The following is a 20416-nucleotide window of genomic DNA, read 5'->3' as shown; positions in this document are numbered from 1 at the left end:
TCCTTTTTGATCCGTAGGGCGGGTGCTACCCGCCGATGCCCTTGGCGGGTTACACCCGCCCTACTTCATACCGCGAATATCTTGCCGGGGTTCATGATGCCGTTCGGATCGAACGCCGCCTTGATCGCCTTCATATAAGCGATTTCTGCCGGCGAACGGCTGTATTCCAGGTAGTCGCGCTTGGTCATGCCGACGCCATGTTCGGCGGAAATCGAACCGTTGTACTTCTCGACCGTCTCGAATACCCACTTGTTGACCGAAGCGCACTTGTCGAAAAACTCGTCCTTGGACAGCGCTTCGGGCTTGAGGATGTTCAGGTGCAGGTTGCCGTCGCCGATGTGACCGTACCAGAGCACTTCGAAATCCGGGTAGTTGCCGGTAACGATGGCATCGATGTCGGCAAGGAAGGCCGGCACTTTCGAGACGGTGACCGAGATGTCGTTCTTGTACGGCGTCCAGTGGCTGATGGTCTCGGAGATGTATTCGCGCAGCTTCCAAAGGTTCTGCAGCTGCTGCTCGCTCTGGCTCATCACGCCGTCGAGCACCCAGCCCTCATTGACGCAATGCTCGAAAGTCGCCAGCGCCTGCTCGGCGCGCGCTTCGGTGGTGGCCTCGAACTCCAGCAGCGCATAGAAGGGCGCGCGGGTCTCGAAGGGAGCCGGGATATCGCCGCGGCCGAGAATCTTGTCCAGGCACTTGTCGGAGAAGAACTCGAAGGCCGTCAGGTCCAGCTTGTCCTGGAAGGCATGCAGCACCGGCATGATCGAATCGAAGTCCGGCGTGCCCAGCACCATGGCGGTGAGGTTGGTCGGCTGGCGCTCCAGGCGCATGGTCGCCTCGACCACGAAGCCCAGCGTACCCTCGGCGCCGATGAACAGCTGACGCAGGTCATAGCCGGTGGCGTTCTTGATCAGGTCCTTGTTCAGTTCCAGCAGGTCGCCCTTGCCGGTAACGACCTTGAGCCCGGCCACCCAGTTGCGGGTCATACCGTAGCGGATCACCTTGATGCCGCCGGCGTTGGTGCCGATGTTGCCGCCGATCTGGCTGGAGCCGGCCGAAGCGAAATCCACCGGGTAGTACAGGCCCTTGTCCTCGGCAAACTGCTGCAGCTGCGCGGTGATCACGCCCGGCTGGCAGACCACGGTGCGGTCCATTTCGTCGAACGACAGGATCTGGTTCATGTAATCGAAGGAGACCACCACCTCGCCGTTGGCCGCCACGGCCGCTGCGGATAGCCCGGTTCGCCCCCCCGACGGCACCAGCGCGACCTTGCGCTCATTGGCCCAGCGTACGATGGCTTGCACCTGCTCGACGGTCTTCGGAAAAACGATGGCCGAGGGCGCCGGGGCGAAGTGCTTGGTCCAATCCTTGCCATAGGTACTAAGCGAATCGGCATCGATCAGTACCTTGCCGGGCTCGACCAGGGTCTTCAGCTCATCGATCAGGACAGCATCGGTCATCATGTGAACTCTCATTCGATTCATGGTCACCCTGAGTACGCTTCAGCTCAGGATATGGGTGTTTCGAGGGGGCCGTATGCTAGCATACGAGCCCCTTTAAGACGTGCCTCGGCAGACTTCCGACACCGCCAATACCGGGTCGGCCAGCCCTCGCTGGACACTTCAGTTATCCCTCGGCCTTAAGGTTTTAACGCAGATGAGCCAGACCTCTCTCGACAAGAGCAAGATCAAGTTCCTTCTCCTCGAAGGCGTGCACCAGAACGCTGTCGACACTCTCAAGGCCGCAGGCTACTCCAATATCGAGTACCTCAAGACCGCGCTGTCCGAGAGCGAGCTGAAGGAAAAGATCGCGGACGCCCACTTCATCGGTATCCGCTCGCGCACCCAGCTCACCGAAGAGGTCTTCGACTGCGCCAAGAAGCTGATCGCCGTTGGCTGCTTCTGCATCGGCACCAACCAGGTCGATCTCAATGCCGCCCGCGAGCGCGGTATCGCGGTGTTCAACGCACCTTATTCCAACACCCGCTCGGTGGCCGAACTGGTACTGGCCCAGGCCATCCTGCTGCTGCGCGGCATTCCCGAGAAGAACGCCTCCTGCCATCGTGGTGGTTGGATCAAGTCGGCGGCCAACTCCTTCGAAATCCGCGGCAAGAAGCTGGGCATCATCGGCTACGGCTCGATCGGCACGCAGCTGTCGGTACTCGCCGAAAGCCTGGGCATGCAGGTGTACTTCTATGACGTCGTGACCAAGCTGCCGCTGGGCAATGCGACCCAGATCGGCTCGCTGTACGAGCTATTGGGCATGTGCGACATCGTCTCGCTGCACGTGCCGGAACTGCCCTCCACCCAGTGGATGATCGGCGAGAAGGAAATCCGCGCCATGAAGAAGGGCGGCATCCTGATCAATGCCGCGCGCGGTACCGTGGTCGAACTGGATCACCTGGCCGCTGCGATCAAGGACGAGCATCTGATCGGCGCTGCGATCGACGTGTTCCCGGTCGAACCCAAGTCCAATGACGAAGTGTTCGAAAGCCCGCTACGTGGCTTGGATCGCGTCATCCTCACGCCGCACATCGGTGGTTCCACTGCCGAAGCCCAGGCGAATATCGGCCTGGAAGTGTCGGAGAAGCTGGTCAAGTACAGCGACAACGGTACATCCGTGTCTTCGGTCAACTTCCCTGAGGTGGCGCTGCCGTCGCACCCGGGCAAGCATCGCCTGCTGCACATCCACCGGAACATTCCGGGCGTGATGAGCGAGATCAACAAGGTCTTCGCCGACAACGGCATCAATATCTGCGGTCAGTTCCTGCAGACCAACGAGAAGGTCGGCTACGTGGTGATCGACGTGGACAAGGAATATTCCGACCTGGCCCTGGAAAAACTCCAGCACGTCAACGGCACCATCCGCAGCCGCGTACTGTTCTAAGCGAACAGCGAGTGAATAATCAGGGAGGCTGCGGCCTCCCTTTTTTGTGTGCAGCGTTCAGCTCGTCGGTGTGGAGCCGGTGTCGGCTCCGCGGCGCTCGGGATCCGATTGGGGCCGCTGTTCGATCGGCTCGACCGGCTGTATTTGCGGCGGCGCTTCGAGCGTCGGCGGTCGCGGCAGGGATTCACTTTCATCTTGCCGCTCGATGACATCCTGCCGAGGTTCGCGATTATCCAACGGGTGTTCGCGGCTTTTCTCCGGCAGCGTCGGACCGGTGCCGGTCGCCACAGCTGTGGACGCCAACCCCAGGGTTGCTAGAAACAATGGAATACGCAGGTCCATGGCTCGCTCCTGAAAATGGCAGCTCGGCGCCTCGCGCGACAGCGGTTCAACGAAACATAGGCGTCAGCGCTGCTCAAACAAAAAAGCCCCAGCCGGAGGCCGGGGCTTTCATCTGGTTGCGGCCAAATCAGTTACCCGCACCGCCGGTACCACCTGTGCCTGTGCCTGTGCCGGTTCCAGTTCCAGCACCGCCACCGGTGCCTGTGGTATCACCGACGCCGGTACCAGTGCCAGCGCCGGCTCCTCCGTCAGTGCCCATTCCGGTGCCGGTACCCGTACCGGTGGTCATTCCAGGACGGGTGTCATCAGTCATTGTTCCATCCATCGATTCATTCATGCTTTCGCCGCGGGTGGTGCCGTCATGATCAGCATTACCTGCTGCGAAAACAGCCGTGGACATCAAACCGGCCAGGGTCAAGGCCGCTAATTTTTTCGTTTGCATGTGCACTCTCCTTTTTTGAGGCGTTACCTCTATTCGGGCACCCGCTAGGCACAGGGGTTGCGCCGGGCGCATTACAAATTCTTTCCTGCGGCGCAAAGGTGCGAGCTAGCGCTCTCGCTGCTGGCAACCGTTCGTCAGTCACTCAATGGCGTCACCGTTGATCGACGCTGCGATAACACCATCATCAGCAAACGCAGCTCCGCGTCAGCTCAGCAATTGCGCCAAGGAGATGCCGATTCCGGCCATGCTCTCGCCCGCCACCAGTCCGGCTGCCGCGACGATGACAAACCGTTCGGCGAGACGCCCCCAGCGTGCCGCGAACAGCCAGGCCAGCAGCGCGCCAAGCGTCATCATCAGCGAAATAGAAGCCGGGATGATGAATGCCAGACCCAGCGCCGCGGAACTCGGCAGCCAGCGCAGACGCCAGGCCGGCAGCGATCCTTCCAGCGTGCCCAGCAGCACGCCGGCAAGCGCACCGCATAAAATCGCCCAGCGAATGTCGCTGCCGATTGAGCTCAATCCCGCCGTCAGCGCCTCGGCTACCGCCTTCCAGGTGGCGACGGCCGGTGCGGGCCATTCAGCCGTGATCAGCATCGTCTGCGGATCGGGGATCAGCACCTGATAGACCAACACCCCCACCAGGCTGCCCATCAGGATTCCCAGGCACTGCGCGATCGCCTGCCGCGACGGCGCCGCACCGATGGCATGGCCCACCTTGAAGTCGTTGAGCAGGTCAGTGCATTGCCCCGCCGCGCCGCCGGCGGTGTTGGCGCTCATCAGATTGATCGCCACCTGGCCGGGCGCAATCACAGCGAAGCTCAGCTGCGACAGCTGCCCGATGGCGCCGATCGGCGGGATGCCGGTGGCGCCGACTACCCGCGCCGCCACCATTGCCAGCAACAACGCCAGGGGAATCGACAATGCAGCCATGAGCACATGGATACCGAACAGAGATATCTGCAGCGCGACGACCAACCCCGCCGCCACTACCAGCCCGATCAGCGGCAGCGCAGCCGGCCGACGTAGCCGCAGACGGCGCTCCGAATCCCGGCGCGCGCGCAGCAGACGCAGCCCGAGCGAGGTCAGCGTGGCGCAGACCATCAGGCTGACCCCCGGCCACAACAGCCACTCGATCAGCAACGCGAATTGCGGCCCGCTGGCATCCGCAGGCATCGCCACCAAGCCTTCCGCGACCAACCACGGCGCGAGCATTCCCCAAGCAATCACCGCGCCGAGCAGCAACGACAGGCCGACGCGCAACCCTATGATTCCGCCGAACCCCACCAGCAACAGCGATGGTTCCAGACTGAAGGTCAGGCGCTCCAGCTGTCCACTCGGCGCCCAGCGCGGCAAGGTCCACAACAGGCTGTCCAGCAGCTTGACCGCGGCCGCCAGCGCTGCCGCCGAACCCAGCACCAGCAGACGCCGAGCCGCTTCGGCTCCATGGCTGTAGATCTGCTGCATGGTCGCCAGCGTCGCCATGCCTTCGGGAAAGCGCAGCTGTGCCTCGACTATCAGAGACGGTCGCAGATACCAGGCGACCCAGATACCGAGAAAGCTGACCGAGAACACCCAGGCCATCAGCGGCAGAGTTTCGAATTGCTGGCCGGTCATCAGGGTATAAGCCGGGATCGGCGCCACCAGGCCACTGGAGATGATCGAGGCCGCGGACGACGCGGTGGTCTGGTTGATATTGCTCTCGTGCAATGTCCAGGCGGGCCGACCCAGCATCCTCGACAGGCTCTGCCAGAAGGCGAAGCCAACCAGCAACGCGATGATCGACATGTTGAACGACCAGCCGATCTTCAATCCCGAATATATATTCGAAGGCGTCAGCACGGCGCCTAGCAGCAAGCCGGTGAGCAATGCGCGGAATGTGAGTTCACGTGTGGGTCCGCTCATGCCGACTCCATCCTATGGGTGATTGACTCACCTTAGTCAATTCAACCCATTGGCCGTTTCCTTAACCGTCCGTCGGGTTGTCGTCATCCGGACGCAGATGCCAGCCTAATCCCCACCTGAACGCTGAACTTCGGCATTTTCGGCCGGTCGTTTAGTAACTTTTCATCGGCAGCATAACGGCCCATACCAAGGATCGAACATGGACGACGCGGACCTCACCCACCTGGAAGCCCATCAGCCTACCGTCACCCTGCTTACCGGCAATGAGCTTTTGGGATTGTTTTTCAAGCATTTTCTCGGTGAGCAGGCCCAGCTGGACGTATCGCTTAACCGGCTCGAAGAGGTTTCCAGAGGCGCCAGCGATCTCTATCTGGTCGACGCGGGCAACAGCCAGACCGAACAACTTTCGACACTCATCGATCAGCTCGACGAGCAAACCCCCGTTGCGCTGGTGAACATCGCTGCGGAACAGGCCGAACAGCTCGTCGACAAGCACCCCGGCATTCGTGGCGTGTTCTACAGCCACGCCACGCGAGAGCACCTGCTCGATGGCATCCAGGTATTGCTCGATGGCGGCGACTGGCTACCGCGGGTCCTGACCGAGCGCCTGCTCAGCCAGTGGCGACGCATGCGCCAGATGGCCGGTAGCAAACCGTCATTGACCTTGCGCGAGCGCGAGATTCTCAGCCTGGCGGGCAAAGGGCTGTCCAATGCCGAGATAGCCGAACAGCTGTGCCTGAGCCCACATACCATCAAGAGCCATATTCACAACCTGTTGCGCAAGATTGGCGCCTCCAACCGTGCCGAGGCGGCATTCCTATTACGTGGCCGGCTGGACTGGTCCGAGTCATGTCACGCCTGACACTCGGCCTGCTGCTGTGCTGCCTGCTCGGCCCGTTGCAGGCAGAGGAGCAGCAAGCGGCCCAAGCTAGGAGCGAGGCGGAACTGAGCGGGTTGATCATCGACAACACCATCTCCCGCTTCGGCCATGACTTTCACCGGTATCTGAGTTTCCAGCTGCAGGACGCCGAAGAGCTGGAAAACGACCTGGTCGTTCGGGAGCGCCCCTCGGCGCGCTGGGGCAGCCTGGTCTGGGTGGAATATGGGCCGCGTACCGTCTATCGCCGGTTTCTACAACCGAACATGACCGAAATCGAGGCGATTGCAGAGGACGCTGCGCGGGTAATCCTCGAGGACATCAGCCGCAGCAAGCTGCAAAACCTGCTTCAGGACACCTTCGACATGGATCGGGACGAACTATGAAAGGGATTAATCCGCACCGCACGTCGCCGCTGACCCTTTTTGCACCGTTCGATGGATGTTCAGCCCCGCTCCGCCAATCAAGAATCCGAGCACTATTTCGAGGTGCCTGCATGGAACGTCTAGCGCTTGTTCGTCGCGGCTTGTTCGCCGCCCTCCTGCTGACTGCCAACATCCCCCTTCACGCCGCCGATCTGATGGACAACGCCGACTTGGCCGTCGGTTCGTTGGGCCTGAGCAATCCGACGGCGCTTGCTCCACAGCTGATCGATGGCCAGACCGCGCACGTGCTGCAGCAAGGTAGCGACAACCTGGCCGATCTCAACCAGCTCGGCGAGAGCCAGCTGTCCAGCATCGTTCAGCAAGGCAGCGACCAGCAGGCCTTCATTCTCCAGCAGGGCGAAAACCAGCTGGCCACCATCCTTCAGATCGGCCAAGGCAACATGGCTGACATCAGCCAGATCGGCAGCGACAACCAGGCCGCGATCGCCCAGGTGGGCTCCGACAACAATGCCAGCATCGAACAGCTCGGCAGCGGCCTGAGCAGTAGCGTCATTCAATACGGAAGCGGGCAGCGCGTTCAGATCGTCCAACACTAATAACAATTGAAAGGAAGCAACATGCGCTACTTGCACCCCATCGCGCTTGCCGTGCTGCTTGCGGCCGCCAGCGATCTCTACGCGGACAACAGCGCCGAGCTCGAACAGATCGGCGATACCAACAGCGCCGCTGTCGATCAGACCGGGCTGCTCAACCAGGCCGTCATCAGCCAGCACGGCAACGTCAACGACGCCAGCATCTACCAGGGTGATATCGCCGAGTCGAACCAGGCGGGTATCGAACAGCTCGGCGACGGCAACAGCGCCTCGATCTACCAGGCACTCGAAAGCCATTTCTCCACCGCGAGCGTCTATCAGCAGGGCAACGGCAACCGCGCCGAAGTCGAGCAGACCTGGCGAGTCAACGAGCTGCAGATCAGCAGCATCGGCAACGACAACTACGTCTCCGCCACCCAGACCGGCTTCGCCAATGCGCAGGCCAGCCAGATCGGCAATGGCAACTCGCTCAGCTTCGTTCAGAACGGCTCGTTCCACGGCTCGTCGCTGGCCGTCTATCAAGTCGGCGATGAGAACCTCGCCAACATCCAGCAGGACGATGGTAACGGCCTGCAGCTGATACAGACCGGCACATTCAACGTCGCACAAGTCCAGCAGCTGGGCTACTTCAACGAACTCGACTTCAGCCAGAGCGGCGATGACAACCTGCTCACCGTCGAGCAGAGCGGCCGCGGGCAGAGCATCCAGGGCTCATCAGCGGGCAGCGGTAACCGCATCGACATCGCTCAGGCCTACGAAGGCAACGAAGCCGCGGTACTGCAGAACGGCACAGACAACCTCGCTTCGATCAACCAGATCACTGCCTACAGCCAGGCGGCGATTTCGCAGCTGGGCGCGTCGAACCAGGCCTTCATCATGCAGAGCGCCGAAGGCGTGAGCGCGATTATCCAGCAGACCGGCGGCGGCAACATGGCGACAATCAACCAGCAGTAGTCATCGGGCGGCAAAAACAGATAGGGCATCGTTATGTTGAGCGCCGCGCTGGCGACCTGGATATTGGCAGCCGCACCCTCCCCGGTCGACGCACAACTTGAGCTGACCCCCGATGACAGCGGCAGCGTCAGCTTGCGGCTGTGCTTCACCAGCCAACAGCCCCACCAGCTGCGCTATCAATTGGAAGTGACGTCCACCGGTACCGCCGGGACCAACCGTTCGCGACAGGCAGGCGAACTGGTCAGCGGCAGCAACCGTCAGTGCCCGCTGAGCAATCGAGTCAGCGTTTCCGAAAATGGCCAACTGGAGGCGGTGTTGAACTGGTCGATCGATGGCCAGCCGCAAGCGCCGATACAGCGCAGCTACCCGACGATGGCACCTGCCAGCCCGCTACCGCAATCCACGCCGCCCGGTACCCCTCCGGGCCAAACCGAAGCACAAGTGGCATCCGCTCGTCCGATGGACGACCGTTCAGATCTGCAATAGCCGCAGCGACAAGCACGTCCCATTCGGCTTCCATTGCGGCGCACTTCGATTTCACTCTGGCAATCGTCTGCTGGCATCCATCAGCTGGGATGACTCGAATAATCTCGACTGACAGACATCGCCGGGCGCTGCCATCCATCGCCTCTCTGGAACCGCAAGCGGGCCCGTGGCTTCTACCGAGCCAATCCACTATCGCCGGCGCCGCCGGCACCAGGAGGTCCGGTGCGAATTTCCCTGAAACCCTTGCATGACCAGGTCATCGTAATCACGGGCGCGTCGAGTGGCATCGGCCTGGCCACGGCCCGCATGGCCGTCGAAAAAGGCGCTCGCGTGGTGCTGGTGGCACGCAACGAACTCGCCCTGGCGGATATCCAGCGCGACCTGAACGCGGGCGACCGGGTCCTGCATGTGATGGCCGATGTCGGTGAACGCGAGCAGCTCGAACATGTTGCCCGCCAGACCATTGAACATTTCGGCGGCTTCGATACTTGGATCAACAACGCCGGTAGCTCCGTCTGGGGGCGCTTCGACGAGGTCAGCGACGAAGACCACTATCAGGTCATGCAGACCAATTTCTGGGGCACACACTACGGGTCGTCCATCGCCGTGAAACATCTGCGCGAAAAAGGCGGAGCGTTGATAAACATCGGCAGCGTGGAGTCCGCCAATGCCCTGCCGTTTCATGCCAGCTACAGCGCTAGCAAGCATGCAATAAAGGCTATGACCGACGTGCTGCGGGTCGAGCTGCAGAAGTCGCGCACGCCAGTGTCGGTCACTCTGGTTCGTCCTTCTTCGACAGACACCCAGTTCATGGACCACTCGAAGAACTACCTGCCCAGCGCGCCGGTGTTTCCGCCGCCGGTCTACTCGCCGGAGGTGGTCGCGCAGGCGATTCTGCATGCCGCCGAGCACCCGCAGCGCGACGTCTACATCGGTAACGCCAAGCTGCTTTCCAAGCTTGCGCAGAACGCGCCACGGCTGGCCGACTGGATCAACCGCACCTTTGTCTACGATGCCATCCAGAGCGGACGCCCGGACCGACACCCGCACGGCGCGCTCTACGCCGGTGACGTCGGCAGCGCCGGCGACGGCAAGGCCAGCGGCGATTATCCGGGGATGGTGCTAACGCGCAGCCTCTACACCCGCGCCACGCAACATCCTGTCGCCACAACGGTGGCCGTGGCGGTGGGCGCAGCGGTGCTGGCCGCAATGCTAGGACGTCGCGGACGCTAGCATGTGGCGGCGCGGCCCCATGCTGCGCCGTCTTGACAGTCGTTCAGCTCAGGTTCAGCCAGGGTTCAGGCGCGGTTCAGCGGCCGGCATGCAGGATGCAGGCGTCACTTTCCCACGCCTGCAAAGGAGCGACACATGAACACGCTGCATACCTTGGCCATCGCCACCAGCCTGAGCTTCTTCACCCTGGGCGCCCATGCCGCAGAGAACTTCGCCGGCCTCACCTGGGGCAAGAGCACGGTCAACATTGACCGCTCCAGCACCCTGAAGCAGAACATGGGTCAAGACCGCTTCGATGACATCATCAAGAACAGCGGCACCTGGGGTATCCGTGCCGGTCAGATGACCGACGAGGCGCGCTACTATGCCACCTACGAAAACGTCTCCGACGACTACGGCAGCGCACTCAAGCTGCGCCAGCAGAACCTGATCGGCAGCTACGACATGTTTCTGCCGATCGGTGATACCACCCGCCTGTTCGGCGGTGCCAGCGCCGGTCTGACCAAGCTTGAAAACGAGTCCAGCGGCTACAGCCGTGACAGCGACATCGGTTACCTGGTCGGCTTGCAGGCCGGCGTCATCCAGGAGGTCGGCAACAACGCGTCGATTGAAGCCGGCTACCGTTATCTGCGCAGTAACGCCGGTACCGAGGTGTCCGAGCGCGGCGTCGGCAAGGTCGGCTCGATCGACCTGCACAGCAGCAAGCAGGCCTATCTCGGCGTGAATTATCACTTCTAAGCTTGCTTCAACAGGACCACGGCCGGGATCGTCCCGGCCGTTTGCATGACAGGAGCCGCAAATGAAAGTGCTGGTGGTGGAAGACGAGGCGCTGCTGCGCCACCACCTACTGACTCGCCTGAGCGAAAGCGGTCACGTGGTCGATGCGGTGGCCAATGCCGAGGAGGCGCTCTACCAGTCTCGCGAATTTAATCATGACCTGGCGGTGGTCGACCTCGGCCTGCCGGGTATCAGTGGGCTGGACCTGATCCGGCAGCTGCGCAGCAATGGCGAACGTTTTCCCATCCTCATCCTGACTGCGCGCGGCAACTGGCAGGACAAGGTCGAGGGACTCGCGGCCGGCGCCGACGATTACGTCGTCAAGCCGTTCCAGTTCGAAGAGTTGGAGGCGCGGCTCAATGCGTTATTGCGTCGTTCGTCCGGCTTCACCCAGGCCAGCATCGAGGCTGGGCCGCTGAAGCTTGACCTCAACCGCAAGCAGGCCCTGGTCAATGACGAACCACTCGCATTGACCGCCTTCGAATACCGCATTCTTGAATACCTGATGCGCCATCAGCAGCAGGTGGTGGCCAAGGAACGCCTGATGGAGCAGCTGTACCCGGACGACAACGAGCGCGATGCCAATGTCATCGAAGTGTTGGTCGGGCGTTTGCGGCGCAAGCTCGAAGCTCAGGGCGGGCTGAAGCCCATCGATACCGTTCGTGGCCTGGGATATCTCTTCACCGAGCGCTGCCGATGAGCCGGCGCTGGCGCCGCTGGCTGGTAGAGCTCCGAGCCTCGCGCAACGGTAGCTTGTCGCTGCGCCTGCGCCTCATGCTGGGCGCAACCTGCCTGGCAGTCCTGTTCATGCTGGCCCTGCTGCCGGTGCTGCAGGCCGCGTTCAGCCTCGCCTTCGAGCGCGTCATCGAAGAACGCCTGGCCGCTGACGCCAACACGCTGATCACCGCTTCGCGCATCGAAGAAGGACAGCTGATCATGCCGGATCGGCTACCGGACGAGGAGTTCGATCTGCCGGATGCCAAGCTGCTCGGCTATATCTACGACCCGCAGGGCAACCGGCTATGGCAGTCGCGTTCGGCCGAAGATGAAAGCATCGACTACCGGCCGCGCCTGCACGGCGACGTCACAGAATTCCAGCGAGTACGTGACATCGAGGGCGTTGAATACTTCGTCTACGACGTCGAGCTGCGCTTGACCAACGATGATCAGCGCCAGGCGTTCAGCTTCGTCACCATGCAACCTACCAGCGAATACCGCAGCCTTTTCGAGGAATTCCGTCAACAGCTCTACCTCTGGCTTGGTGGAGGTTTGCTGGTACTACTGACGCTGCTTTGGCTGGGCCTGACCTGGGGCTTTCGCTCGCTGAAACGCCTAAGCCATGAATTGGACCAGGTCGAGATTGGACGGCTGGATCGACTCAGCGATCAGCATCCAATGGAACTGCTGCGCCTGACCCGCTCGCTGAACCGACTGCTCGACGGCGAACGCCGTCAGCGTGAGCAGTACCGCAATTCCCTGGGCGATCTGGCCCACAGCCTGAAAACGCCATTGACCGTGCTGCAAAGCGTGGGCGAGGTGATCAATGCGCAGCCGGACAACCGCGAGCAGGCCCGCGTCATGCACGCGCAGATCGAACGCATGAGCCAGCAGATCGGCTATCAACTCCAACGCGCGAGCCTGGGTCAGAGCGGCCTGGTGCGTCACCGGGTTGCGTTGCAGCCGCTGCTGGTGCGCCTGTGCAGCACCCTGGACAAGGTTTATCAGGACAAGCGCGTGCGGGTCGACATCCAGATTCCACCGAACGCCACCCTGCCGCTGGAACAAGGCGCCCTAATGGAGCTGCTCGGCAATCTGCTGGAAAACGCCTACCGGCTCTGCCTGCATCAGGTGCGCATCAGCCTGCAAGAAGACGGCGATCGACTGTTGCTCAGCATCGAAGACGACGGCCCCGGTGTGCCCGTCGACCAGCGCGCTCGCATCGTCCGCCGCGGCGAGCGGCTGGACGTCCAGCACCCCGGCCAGGGCATCGGTCTGGCGGTGGTCAAGGACATTCTCGACAGCTACGGCGGCGAGCTCAGGCTCGATGATTCCAGCCTTGGCGGCGCTGCGTTCCGGCTGCGGTTGCCACTCGAATAAGCCGATGAAGGACATCCCGATGGCTGCCCGCTTGCCGTGGCTGCTGCTAAAGTTCGGCTTCGCCATCTACCGGACGCTTCACATGTCACCGGACGACAGCAAGAAACTGGTTCGCAAGCACATAGACCTGACCTGGAACCGCGGCCACATGGCCCTGGCCGAGCAGCTGCACAGCAAGGATTTTCTCTACAAAAGCTCCTTCGTTGGCCACCCCATGGCCAGCGCCGAGTTCGCGAATATGGTCACCCAGATTCGCGCAGCCATGCCCGATCTCGAAGTGGTGATCGAGGAATGCGTCGCAGAGGGCGACAAGGTCGTTACCTGGAGCACGCTGATCGGCACCATCGAGAATCCGGCGCTCGGCTATCCGCCGAGCGACAGGGTTCTGAGCATCTCGGCCATGGCGTTCTGGACCCTGACCCCTAGCGGGCAGATTCGCAGTATCTGCACTATGTTCGACATGGAGAGCTTTCGCTCTCAGCTGGGTCTGCCGACTCGCACCTATGCTGAGAAAGCCTTGCCATGAAGAATCGCCGAAACGAGCAGCAGCCTTAAACGGAAGTTGCGATTCTTACTGTAAGTGGTTGGCAAGCACTTCCGTACTTAGCGTGACTCACCACAACCAACCCAACCACAGCAAAGCCACCAGCAGCCAAGTGCTTACGGCGAGCGTGCCGGTACTCCAGATACGGTTATAGCGTCTTTCCCGCTGCCGCCAACGGGGTTGGTCAGGGTCGACAGTTGGCACCCTCAGCGGTGGCCGCTGCAGCAGTCGCTTGAGCCAAAGCGAAATAACCAGCGCCGGATTCGGCAGCGCGGTCAGCCGGGCCGGCACCTTCCAACCGAATTTCAGCGCCACCCCGGCCAAGGCCAGTGCCAGCAGCAACGGCCATGACGCAGCCCAGATGCCACTCGAATACAAGCCGTGCAGCATGGGTTCGCGCAAGGCAGGCCAGAGCCAGGGCAGCAGCAGCGCCAGACTGCTTAGCAAGGTCCAAGGCAGAAGTTGCGGCAAAGGGGGTCGTGAGGCCGGCGCATCACGCGCATCACGCGCATCACGGCGCAGCAGCCACAGCGCGTGGATCAGCAACAGAGCGGTGGTCAGGCTGCCAAGGCTCAGCCAGACCAGCCAGGACTCGAACGCCCCGCCGTGCCAGACCTCCTTCAGCGTCGTCTTGACCGCGCCACCGCTGGTCAATGGCAAGCCGATGATCGCCAGCGCCGGTAATGTCAGCAGCAGCCAGCCGATACGCGGCAGGCGTCCGGCGTGGATCAAGCCTGCAGAAAGAAACAGCGCACCCTTTGCCAACCCGTGATGCACGCCGTAGAGCATCAGGACGACCGTCAGCGCCTGCGTTTGCTGCGGATGCCGCCAGGCCAGTGCCAGAATCATCAGCAGGTAACCCATCTGACTGACCGAAGAATAAGCCAGCACCGCCTTGGCCTTGTCGCTGGTCAGCCCCAGCAGCGCTGGATAGAGAGCGCCGAAGATGCCAATGGCAAGCAGCACATCCGCCCAGTTCGACAGCAGCTGATCACCCTCCGGCAGGCAGCGCCACAGGCCGAGAAAGCCCGCCTTGAGCATCGCCCCGGAAAGCACCGCGCTGGCGGGCGCCGGTGCCGCCGGATGCGCCAGCGGCAGCCATACGTGCAGCGGCCAGAACCCGGCTTTCAGGCCGAGGCCGATCAGCAATAGCAGCAGCGTCAGGCCGTCGATGGGCAACGCTCGCCAGGCGGCAAAGGCGAAATCGCCGCCGGCGGCATGGCTGCGCAGCATCAGCGCAGCCAGCAGGGCCATCTCGCCACAGATCGCCAGTTGCAGATACAGGCGCCCAGCGCGGCGTGGGCCTGGGCCGCGCCGATGCACGATCAGCCCGTAGGCGGAAAGACTCATGACGCTGAAGCCAAGGTAGAAACTCAACGCATCGGTGGCGATGATCAGCAACAGATTGCCGGACAGTGCCAGCGACCAGAACGTCCAGAAGTGCCGGCGTTTGGGATCGTCCCGCTGGCTGCTGCTGGCGAACACCCCGGCGCAACCCCAAAGCAATGCGGTGAAGCCCAGCCAGGCGCGGGTCAATTCGTCATCCGCACCCCAGCGCACGCCCTCCCAGAGCATCGGCAGATCCAGTGCCGGCATCGGCCAGAGGACCATCGCCAACGCCGGCAAGCAACCGAGCCAAAGCCAGCCGGCTGCACGCTCGCGGAACAGCGGCAGCGCGCCGACCAGCAAGGGTGCCAGCGGGACGAGCAGCCACAGCCCACTCATATTTCGAATTCTCTATCGACGATCAGCTGCGCCCAGCCTAGTGGGCTCAACGCGGTGCCGGCCAGCAAACCGACCAGCAACGCCAGCAGCGCGGTGAACAACGCCGGCAGCAGCAACATCCAGTGCGTCTCCCAACGCTCCTCGCGCCAGTTGTCTTCATGCCAGTCGGCCGGTTCGGCGAACCAGCCGCGCCACAACAACGGCAGAAAATAACCGGCGTTGAGCAGCGCCGAACCCATCAGCACCAGCAATACCCAGTCCTGGCCGACTTCCAGCGCGCCCATGCCCAGCGTCCATTTGCTGACGAAACCGGCAATCGGCGGGATCCCTATCATCCCCAGCGCTCCGATGCTAAATGCAGTCATGGTCAAGGGCATGCGTCGACCAACGCCGTTCATCTCGCGGATGCGATGAATGCCCAAGGTTTCGGCAAAGTTGCCAGCGCAATAGAACAACGTGACCTTCATCAGGCCTTGGTGCACCAGATGCGCCAGCCCACCGACCGCCGCGATCGGCCCGAGCAGCGCCACGCCAAGGGTCACGTAAGACACCTGACTGATGGTCGAGTAGGCCAGGCGCTTCTTCAGTTCCTGTTGCTGCAGCGCACGCAGCGAGCCGTAGAGAATGGTCGCCGCGGCAAGCCACAGCAGCGGCCCGGCCATGTCCAGCCGGGACAGCGCCTCGGCGCCGAACACGTCGTAGACCACCCGAATGATGCCGAAGGCACCGGCCTTGACCACTGCCACCGCATGCAGCAGCGCACTGACCGGCGCCGGCGCCACCATCGCCTTCGGCAACCAGCCGTGCAGTGGAATCAGCGCCGCCTTGACTCCGAGCCCGGCGATGAGCAGGACGAAAGCCACACGCAGCGCCAGGTCCTGCTCGCCGACCTGTTCCAGTAGATACCCGCCAGGCTGGAAATCCGGCCCGCCCGCCAGGCCGTGCAGCAGCGCCACGCCCATCAGCACCAGTGCTCCGCCGCCCACGGTATAGGCCAGATAGACACGCCCGGCACGCAGCGCCTCGGGCGTGCCGCGATGCACCACCAGCGGAAAGGTCGCCAGGGTCAGCATTTCGTAGAACAGCAGGAAGCTGACCAGATTGCCCGCCAGCGCCAATCCAACGGTAGCGCTGACACAAAGACTGAAATAGCCGAAAAAGCGCGAACGAAGCGGCGAGTTTTCCAGATAGCCGATGGCATAAACGGTCGTCGCCATCCACAGTACCGAAGACAGCGCGACGAACAGCAGCGACAGCGCATCGCCCTGCAGCACCAAGGGCGCGCCGGGCAGGAACGGCAGGCTGAAGCGGAACTCCAGGCCGCGGCTGACGCCGTAGATCATTGCTCCTACCAACAGCAGCTTGACGCCCACGCCCAGCAAGTTGAGCGCCACACGGGTGCGCTGCTGATCCTCGCGCAACGTGAAGATGATCAGCCCCGGTAGCAATGAGCTGAGTACGATGGCCAACGGCAGCCAGCTGGTCCAGGTCATCGGCCCACCCCGCCAAGCCAGAGCAGCAGGGGTTCGCTGATCAACGCCAGGCTCAGGGCCAGCAGCGCCGGCAGCATGGCCAGCCACTGCGCGAGGCGGTCCGGCACGACGCTGGGCGGATTCGGCCGGGCACGATCGAAGCCCAGCGCCACCACACGAAATACGTAGGCAGCGGACATCAGCGTGCCCAGCAGCACGCCGAATGCCCAAGGCCAGTGCTGCGGCTGCTCGAACAGCGGCTGCAGCAACAGCCACTTGGCGAGAAAGCCACCGCTGGGCGGCAAACCGATCAGGCTGCCACCGGCCACCGCGAAGGCCGCCATCGCCACCGGCATGTTCTGGCTGGCGCCTTTCAACGCACGCACCCGACGCGTGCCGAGTACCCGCTGCAATTCGCCAGCGGCGAGAAACATCGACACCTTGGCCAGGCCATGGGCGATGACGAACAGCCACAGCGCGGCGGTCATGCGCGGTTCCTGCCAGTGCAGCAGCAGACCCAGCGCCAACAAGGCGTAACCCAGTTGCGCGACCGTCGAATAGGCCACCAGCACCTTCAAGCGCGGCGCGCGCAGAGCCGACCAGCCGCCAGACAGCAACGCCAGGATGCCCGCCGCGGCAAACAGCACGCCGGCCTGGCGACCCAGTTCGGGCGGCGCGATCTGGGTCCAGACCAGCCAGAGAATGTAGATCGGCCCCTTGACCACCAGCGCCGAGAGCAACGCGCTGACCGCCGTCGGCGCGCCGGAATGCGCCGGCGGCAGCCACAGGTGCAGCGGCCACAGCGCCGCTTTCAACATCAACCCAACACTCATCAACAGCAGCGCCAGCCGGGTGCTGGCATCCACTTCGGCCAGTTCCGCCAGCAGCAGAATGTCGAGCACACCGTAGCGGCCATACAACAGCGCGACGCCGAACAGATAGGCAAGCGATCCGGCCAGCGACAGCATCAGGTAGTTGAACGCCGGGCGGTAAGCCTTGCGCCCGGCCAGCGCCACCAGCGCAACCGCCGTGAGGCTGAGCAGTTCGAGGGTGACGTAGAGGTTGAACAGATCGGCCGACAGCCACAGCGCGACCAGCGCGGCGTGCAGCAGGCAGGATAAGGGCCAGTAATCCTCATTGCCGGTGGCGTGCGGGCTGCGCGCGGCGTAAAGCGCTACCAGCAAGTGCAGCCCAGCAGTGAAGAGCATCAGCAAGGCGGTCAGCGGCGTGAGCTGGAAGCGGATCGCCAGCGGCGTGTCCCAGCCGCCAATGTTCAGCAGCTGCGGTCCCACCTGCATGACGTGGTGCAGGGCTGCAGCCGCGGCGAGCAGGCTGGTGAAGGTGATCGCAATCACCCACAAACCCTTACGCCGCGGCTGTATCCCTAGCAGAAACAGACCACCCAGCAGCGGCAGAGTCAGGCTCACCAGTGCAAGCGTCAGTGCCGGCGTCATCGGCGCTGCTCCCGGTCGTCCTGCACCGCGCCCGCCAACCGCAAGGCAAGGGCCGTGGCGCTGACCGCCACCACCAGGCCGGTAACCACCAGCGCCACCAGCACCGGATCGCTCGGCTGGCTGCGTGTCGCCAGGGAGATCATCACCAGAAACACACCGCTACCCATCAGATTGAACGCGATGATCCGCCTCAACGCCTGGCGCAGGGTCAGCAGGCCGTGTAGCCCGAGCAACCAGAGCGCGGCGCCGACACCCATCCAGAACAGTGCGCTGCTCATGACGACTCCTCGCCTTCGCCGATGACCAACAGGCTCAGACTGGCGGCGATCGACAAGGTCGCCACGGCTTCGATCAGCAGGATGATGAGCTTGGCCGAATCGTCCGGGTAGTTCAGCCAGCCCTCACCCAGCCAGGCGGTGGTGATGGCTACGCCGATGAACAGCAACAGTCCGCCCAGTACCAGCAGCCGCAGCGGTGCGAACGACCAGCGCAACCTCGGCAGCAGAGCCGACAGGCGCAGCAGCACCACGCCCGCGGCGAGCAACGAACCCGCCTGGAAGGCCCCACCTGGCGAGCTGGCGCCGCGCCAGAGGATGTAGCCCGCCGCCAGCACCAGCAACGGTGCCAGCACCCGTGCCCAGGCACGCAAAAGCGGCCAGGGTTCAGCCAGATCGAGGCGGCGCGGGCCGAGCTGTCGTGCACCGAGCAGCGCCAGCAGCAGCACGGCCAGTTCGAGAAGCGTGTCCCAGGCCCGCACGTTCAGCAGCACCGCCGTCACCGGATGGCTGACACCGGTGCGCGGCATCACCCGGTCAAGCTCATCGGGCAGCGTTGGCGTGCCATCGGCCAGCGGAGCGAGGCCTTGCAGCAGCATGAACAGCAAAGGCAACACCACCAACGCTGCCGCCAGCCGCTGACGGGTCGGGGGAATGTCCGGCAATTCTTGGCGACCCGGCTGACGTGCCAGCGCGGCAAACAGCAACACGCCGGACAGCCCGGCGCCGATGGCAGCCTCCGCCAGCGCGAGATCCGCCGCGCCCAGGCGTGCCCAGATCACCGCCATCACCATGCCGAAGGCAACGAACAGCAGCACGCTGGCATAGAGGCTGCGCCCGTACAGCGCGCCCAGGGCGAGCGCGAGCAACAGCAGACCCAGCGTGCCGTCGAACAGCCAGTCAGTCATCGTCCGGATCCTCGCTGGCCTGGCGTGCCAGCAACTGGCAGGCGGTGGCGCTGGAAGCCATCAACAGCAGCCAGATCAGCAGCATCTGCCCCACTTCGAGCAGACTCTCGGCGCGGACCGACAAGCCGGCGACCACCAGCCCGAGACCGAGGGTATCGGCCTTGGTGAGGGCGTGCAGCCGGCTGACCGCGTCGGGAAAGCGCAGCAGGCCGATGCTGCCGGCGGCAAAGAACAGCAGACCGCCGAGCAATAGCGCCCAGCTCAAGACGTCGAGCAAAAGATCAATCATGGTGGCTTTGCCGCAACAGTTGCACCAGCGCGGCACTGGCGACCGCCGCCAGCAAACCCAGCAGCAGCGCCACGTCACGCAGCGCGGGCTGTTCCTGCCACTGCGCCATGACCAGCAGCAACGCCGTGCCGGCAGTGCCGAACAGCTGGATCGCCAGCAGCCGGTCCACCCGTTTCGGCCCCAGCACGACGCGCACCAGTCCGACCGCGATGGTCAGCAGCAACAGCGCCGAATAAACCGCCATCAATGCTCGCCCCGCGCCGGGAGCAGCCGGGTCAGCCGCGCCTCCAGCTCGATCAGCGTCGCTTCCCACGGCTGTCGCTCATCCAGCACGTGTATGCGCATGCAGTCGGCATCGATTCGCGACGCCAGCGTGCCCGGCAGCAATCCGACCAGCGCCGACAGCAGCAGCCGTATCCGCGGCGATTCGCAGCGCAGGCGATAATCGACCCACGCCGGCTGCAGCGACCGCCCTGGATGCAGCGCGCGCAGCGCCACGTCCCAGGCACCCAGCGTCATGTGTTTGAGGACGAACCAGACAAAGCCCGGCAGGCTTACCAGCGAGGGTTGCCATGACCGCAGACCCAGCCAGAGCGACAGCCCAACGGCGAGCAGCACGCTCGGCACGCCGATGGCCCAACCGTTGCCGTCAGCGAACAGCGCCCAGATCGCAGTATAGAGCAGCGTCCAACCCAGCCCATCGATCCAGCGGCGGCGCGATCCAGTTTCTCTGCTCACAAGGTCTCCTTTCGGCTGATCGAAGTGTCGATCCGA

Annotated in this window: 23 protein-coding genes; 11 read left to right on the top strand and 12 right to left on the bottom strand. The window is 63.2% G+C overall.

The genetic code is table 11. From position 1 onward, the window contains the following. Positions 1-65 precede the first annotated feature (65 nt). Positions 66-1460, bottom strand: coding sequence for an FAD-binding oxidoreductase (locus E0D86_RS17795; protein ID WP_131651497.1), 1395 nt, complete (start codon positions 1458-1460; stop codon positions 66-68). A gap of 196 nt (positions 1461-1656) precedes the next feature. Here E0D86_RS17795 and serA point away from each other — a divergent pair, with 196 nt between their 5' ends. Continuing rightward, positions 1657-2886, top strand: a complete 1230-nt coding sequence (gene serA / locus E0D86_RS17790) for a phosphoglycerate dehydrogenase (RefSeq protein ID WP_131651374.1) — start codon at positions 1657-1659, stop codon at positions 2884-2886. Between the two features lie 57 nt (positions 2887-2943). On the opposite strand, the gene E0D86_RS17785 is transcribed toward serA, so the two are convergent. The 3 genes from E0D86_RS17785 to E0D86_RS17775 all read right to left on the bottom strand — a co-directional run bounded on the left by E0D86_RS17785 (position 2944) and on the right by E0D86_RS17775 (position 5572). After that, positions 2944-3228 (bottom strand): hypothetical protein, encoded by a 285-nt coding sequence (locus E0D86_RS17785; protein WP_131651373.1) that lies wholly within the window; start codon positions 3226-3228, stop codon positions 2944-2946. A gap of 127 nt (positions 3229-3355) precedes the next feature. Continuing rightward, complete coding sequence (locus E0D86_RS21465) at positions 3356-3670, bottom strand: hypothetical protein (protein WP_177493066.1); 315 nt, start codon at positions 3668-3670, stop codon at positions 3356-3358. Between the two features lie 204 nt (positions 3671-3874). Next, positions 3875-5572, bottom strand: a complete 1698-nt coding sequence (locus E0D86_RS17775; protein WP_131651372.1) for an OPT family oligopeptide transporter — start codon at positions 5570-5572, stop codon at positions 3875-3877. Between the two features lie 277 nt (positions 5573-5849). On the opposite strand from E0D86_RS17775, the gene E0D86_RS17770 reads away from it, so the two are divergent. From E0D86_RS17770 to E0D86_RS17725, 10 genes are all read left to right on the top strand, one after another. Beyond that, the gene (locus E0D86_RS17770; protein ID WP_131651496.1) at positions 5850-6434 is read left to right on the top strand and encodes a response regulator transcription factor; all 585 of its coding nucleotides are present in this window, start codon (positions 5850-5852) and stop codon (positions 6432-6434) included. Continuing rightward, complete coding sequence (locus E0D86_RS17765; protein ID WP_131651371.1) at positions 6422-6835, top strand: CsgE family curli-type amyloid fiber assembly protein; 414 nt, start codon at positions 6422-6424, stop codon at positions 6833-6835. Before E0D86_RS17770 ends, E0D86_RS17765 begins: the two co-directional genes overlap by 13 nt. Positions 6836-6945: 110 nt before the next feature. Beyond that, positions 6946-7431: a curli production assembly protein CsgB gene (locus tag E0D86_RS17760; RefSeq protein WP_131651370.1), complete on the top strand. Its 486-nt coding sequence runs from the start codon at positions 6946-6948 to the stop codon at positions 7429-7431. A gap of 21 nt (positions 7432-7452) precedes the next feature. Continuing rightward, entirely contained in the window at positions 7453-8382 is a 930-nt protein-coding gene (locus E0D86_RS17755) for a hypothetical protein (RefSeq protein ID WP_131651369.1), read from the top strand. A gap of 33 nt (positions 8383-8415) precedes the next feature. Next, positions 8416-8868: a curli-like amyloid fiber formation chaperone CsgH gene (csgH, locus tag E0D86_RS17750; RefSeq protein WP_131651368.1), complete on the top strand. Its 453-nt coding sequence runs from the start codon at positions 8416-8418 to the stop codon at positions 8866-8868. A 222-nt stretch (positions 8869-9090) separates the two neighbouring features. Beyond that, entirely contained in the window at positions 9091-10101 is a 1011-nt protein-coding gene (locus E0D86_RS17745; RefSeq protein ID WP_131651367.1) for an SDR family oxidoreductase, read from the top strand. A gap of 135 nt (positions 10102-10236) precedes the next feature. Then, a complete protein-coding gene (locus E0D86_RS17740) occupies positions 10237-10839 on the top strand; it encodes an outer membrane protein (RefSeq protein ID WP_131651366.1) in 603 nt (200 codons plus the stop codon). Positions 10840-10900: 61 nt separating this feature from the next. After that, positions 10901-11578 (top strand): response regulator, encoded by a 678-nt coding sequence (locus E0D86_RS17735; RefSeq protein ID WP_131651365.1) that lies wholly within the window; start codon positions 10901-10903, stop codon positions 11576-11578. Then, positions 11575-12975 carry an ATP-binding protein gene (locus E0D86_RS17730; protein WP_131651364.1) on the top strand — a complete coding sequence of 467 codons (1401 nt, stop codon included), beginning with the start codon at positions 11575-11577 and terminating at the stop codon, positions 12973-12975. The genes E0D86_RS17735 and E0D86_RS17730 overlap by 4 nt, the downstream gene beginning before the upstream one ends. Before the next feature lie 82 nt (positions 12976-13057). After that, positions 13058-13501, top strand: a complete 444-nt coding sequence (locus E0D86_RS17725; RefSeq protein ID WP_131651495.1) for a ketosteroid isomerase-related protein — start codon at positions 13058-13060, stop codon at positions 13499-13501. A gap of 87 nt (positions 13502-13588) precedes the next feature. On the opposite strand, the gene E0D86_RS17720 is transcribed toward E0D86_RS17725, so the two are convergent. Genes E0D86_RS17720 through E0D86_RS17685 form a run of 8 tightly spaced genes read right to left on the bottom strand, consistent with a single transcriptional unit; the run spans position 13589 to position 20380 of the window. Continuing rightward, on the bottom strand, positions 13589-15244 hold the full coding sequence (locus tag E0D86_RS17720) for a complex I subunit 5 family protein (RefSeq protein WP_131651363.1): 1656 nt from the start codon (positions 15242-15244) through the stop codon (positions 13589-13591). Continuing rightward, on the bottom strand, positions 15241-16737 hold the full coding sequence (locus E0D86_RS17715) for a complex I subunit 5 family protein (protein ID WP_131651362.1): 1497 nt from the start codon (positions 16735-16737) through the stop codon (positions 15241-15243). The genes E0D86_RS17720 and E0D86_RS17715 overlap by 4 nt, the downstream gene beginning before the upstream one ends. Further along, positions 16734-18170: a complex I subunit 5 family protein gene (locus E0D86_RS17710; protein ID WP_256681262.1), complete on the bottom strand. Its 1437-nt coding sequence runs from the start codon at positions 18168-18170 to the stop codon at positions 16734-16736. The genes E0D86_RS17715 and E0D86_RS17710 overlap by 4 nt, the downstream gene beginning before the upstream one ends. Beyond that, on the bottom strand, positions 18167-18448 hold the full coding sequence (locus tag E0D86_RS17705; RefSeq protein WP_131651361.1) for an NADH-quinone oxidoreductase subunit K: 282 nt from the start codon (positions 18446-18448) through the stop codon (positions 18167-18169). Before E0D86_RS17705 ends, E0D86_RS17710 begins: the two co-directional genes overlap by 4 nt. Further along, positions 18445-19353, bottom strand: coding sequence for a hydrogenase subunit MbhD domain-containing protein (locus E0D86_RS17700; protein WP_131651360.1), 909 nt, complete (start codon positions 19351-19353; stop codon positions 18445-18447). Before E0D86_RS17700 ends, E0D86_RS17705 begins: the two co-directional genes overlap by 4 nt. Next, complete coding sequence (locus E0D86_RS17695; RefSeq protein ID WP_131651493.1) at positions 19346-19639, bottom strand: monovalent cation/H(+) antiporter subunit G; 294 nt, start codon at positions 19637-19639, stop codon at positions 19346-19348. Before E0D86_RS17695 ends, E0D86_RS17700 begins: the two co-directional genes overlap by 8 nt. After that, complete coding sequence (locus E0D86_RS17690) at positions 19635-19886, bottom strand: monovalent cation/H+ antiporter complex subunit F (RefSeq protein WP_131651359.1); 252 nt, start codon at positions 19884-19886, stop codon at positions 19635-19637. The genes E0D86_RS17695 and E0D86_RS17690 overlap by 5 nt, the downstream gene beginning before the upstream one ends. Continuing rightward, positions 19886-20380, bottom strand: coding sequence for a Na+/H+ antiporter subunit E (locus E0D86_RS17685; RefSeq protein ID WP_231752190.1), 495 nt, complete (start codon positions 20378-20380; stop codon positions 19886-19888). Before E0D86_RS17685 ends, E0D86_RS17690 begins: the two co-directional genes overlap by 1 nt. Positions 20381-20416: the final 36 nt, after the last annotated feature.

Source organism: Pseudomonas sp. IC_126, from assembly GCF_004331835.1.
In the GTDB taxonomy this organism is placed as follows: domain Bacteria; phylum Pseudomonadota; class Gammaproteobacteria; order Pseudomonadales; family Pseudomonadaceae; genus Stutzerimonas.
The sequence above is the reverse complement of the archived record's forward strand: the minus strand, read 5'-3'. Positions and strand labels throughout refer to the sequence as shown.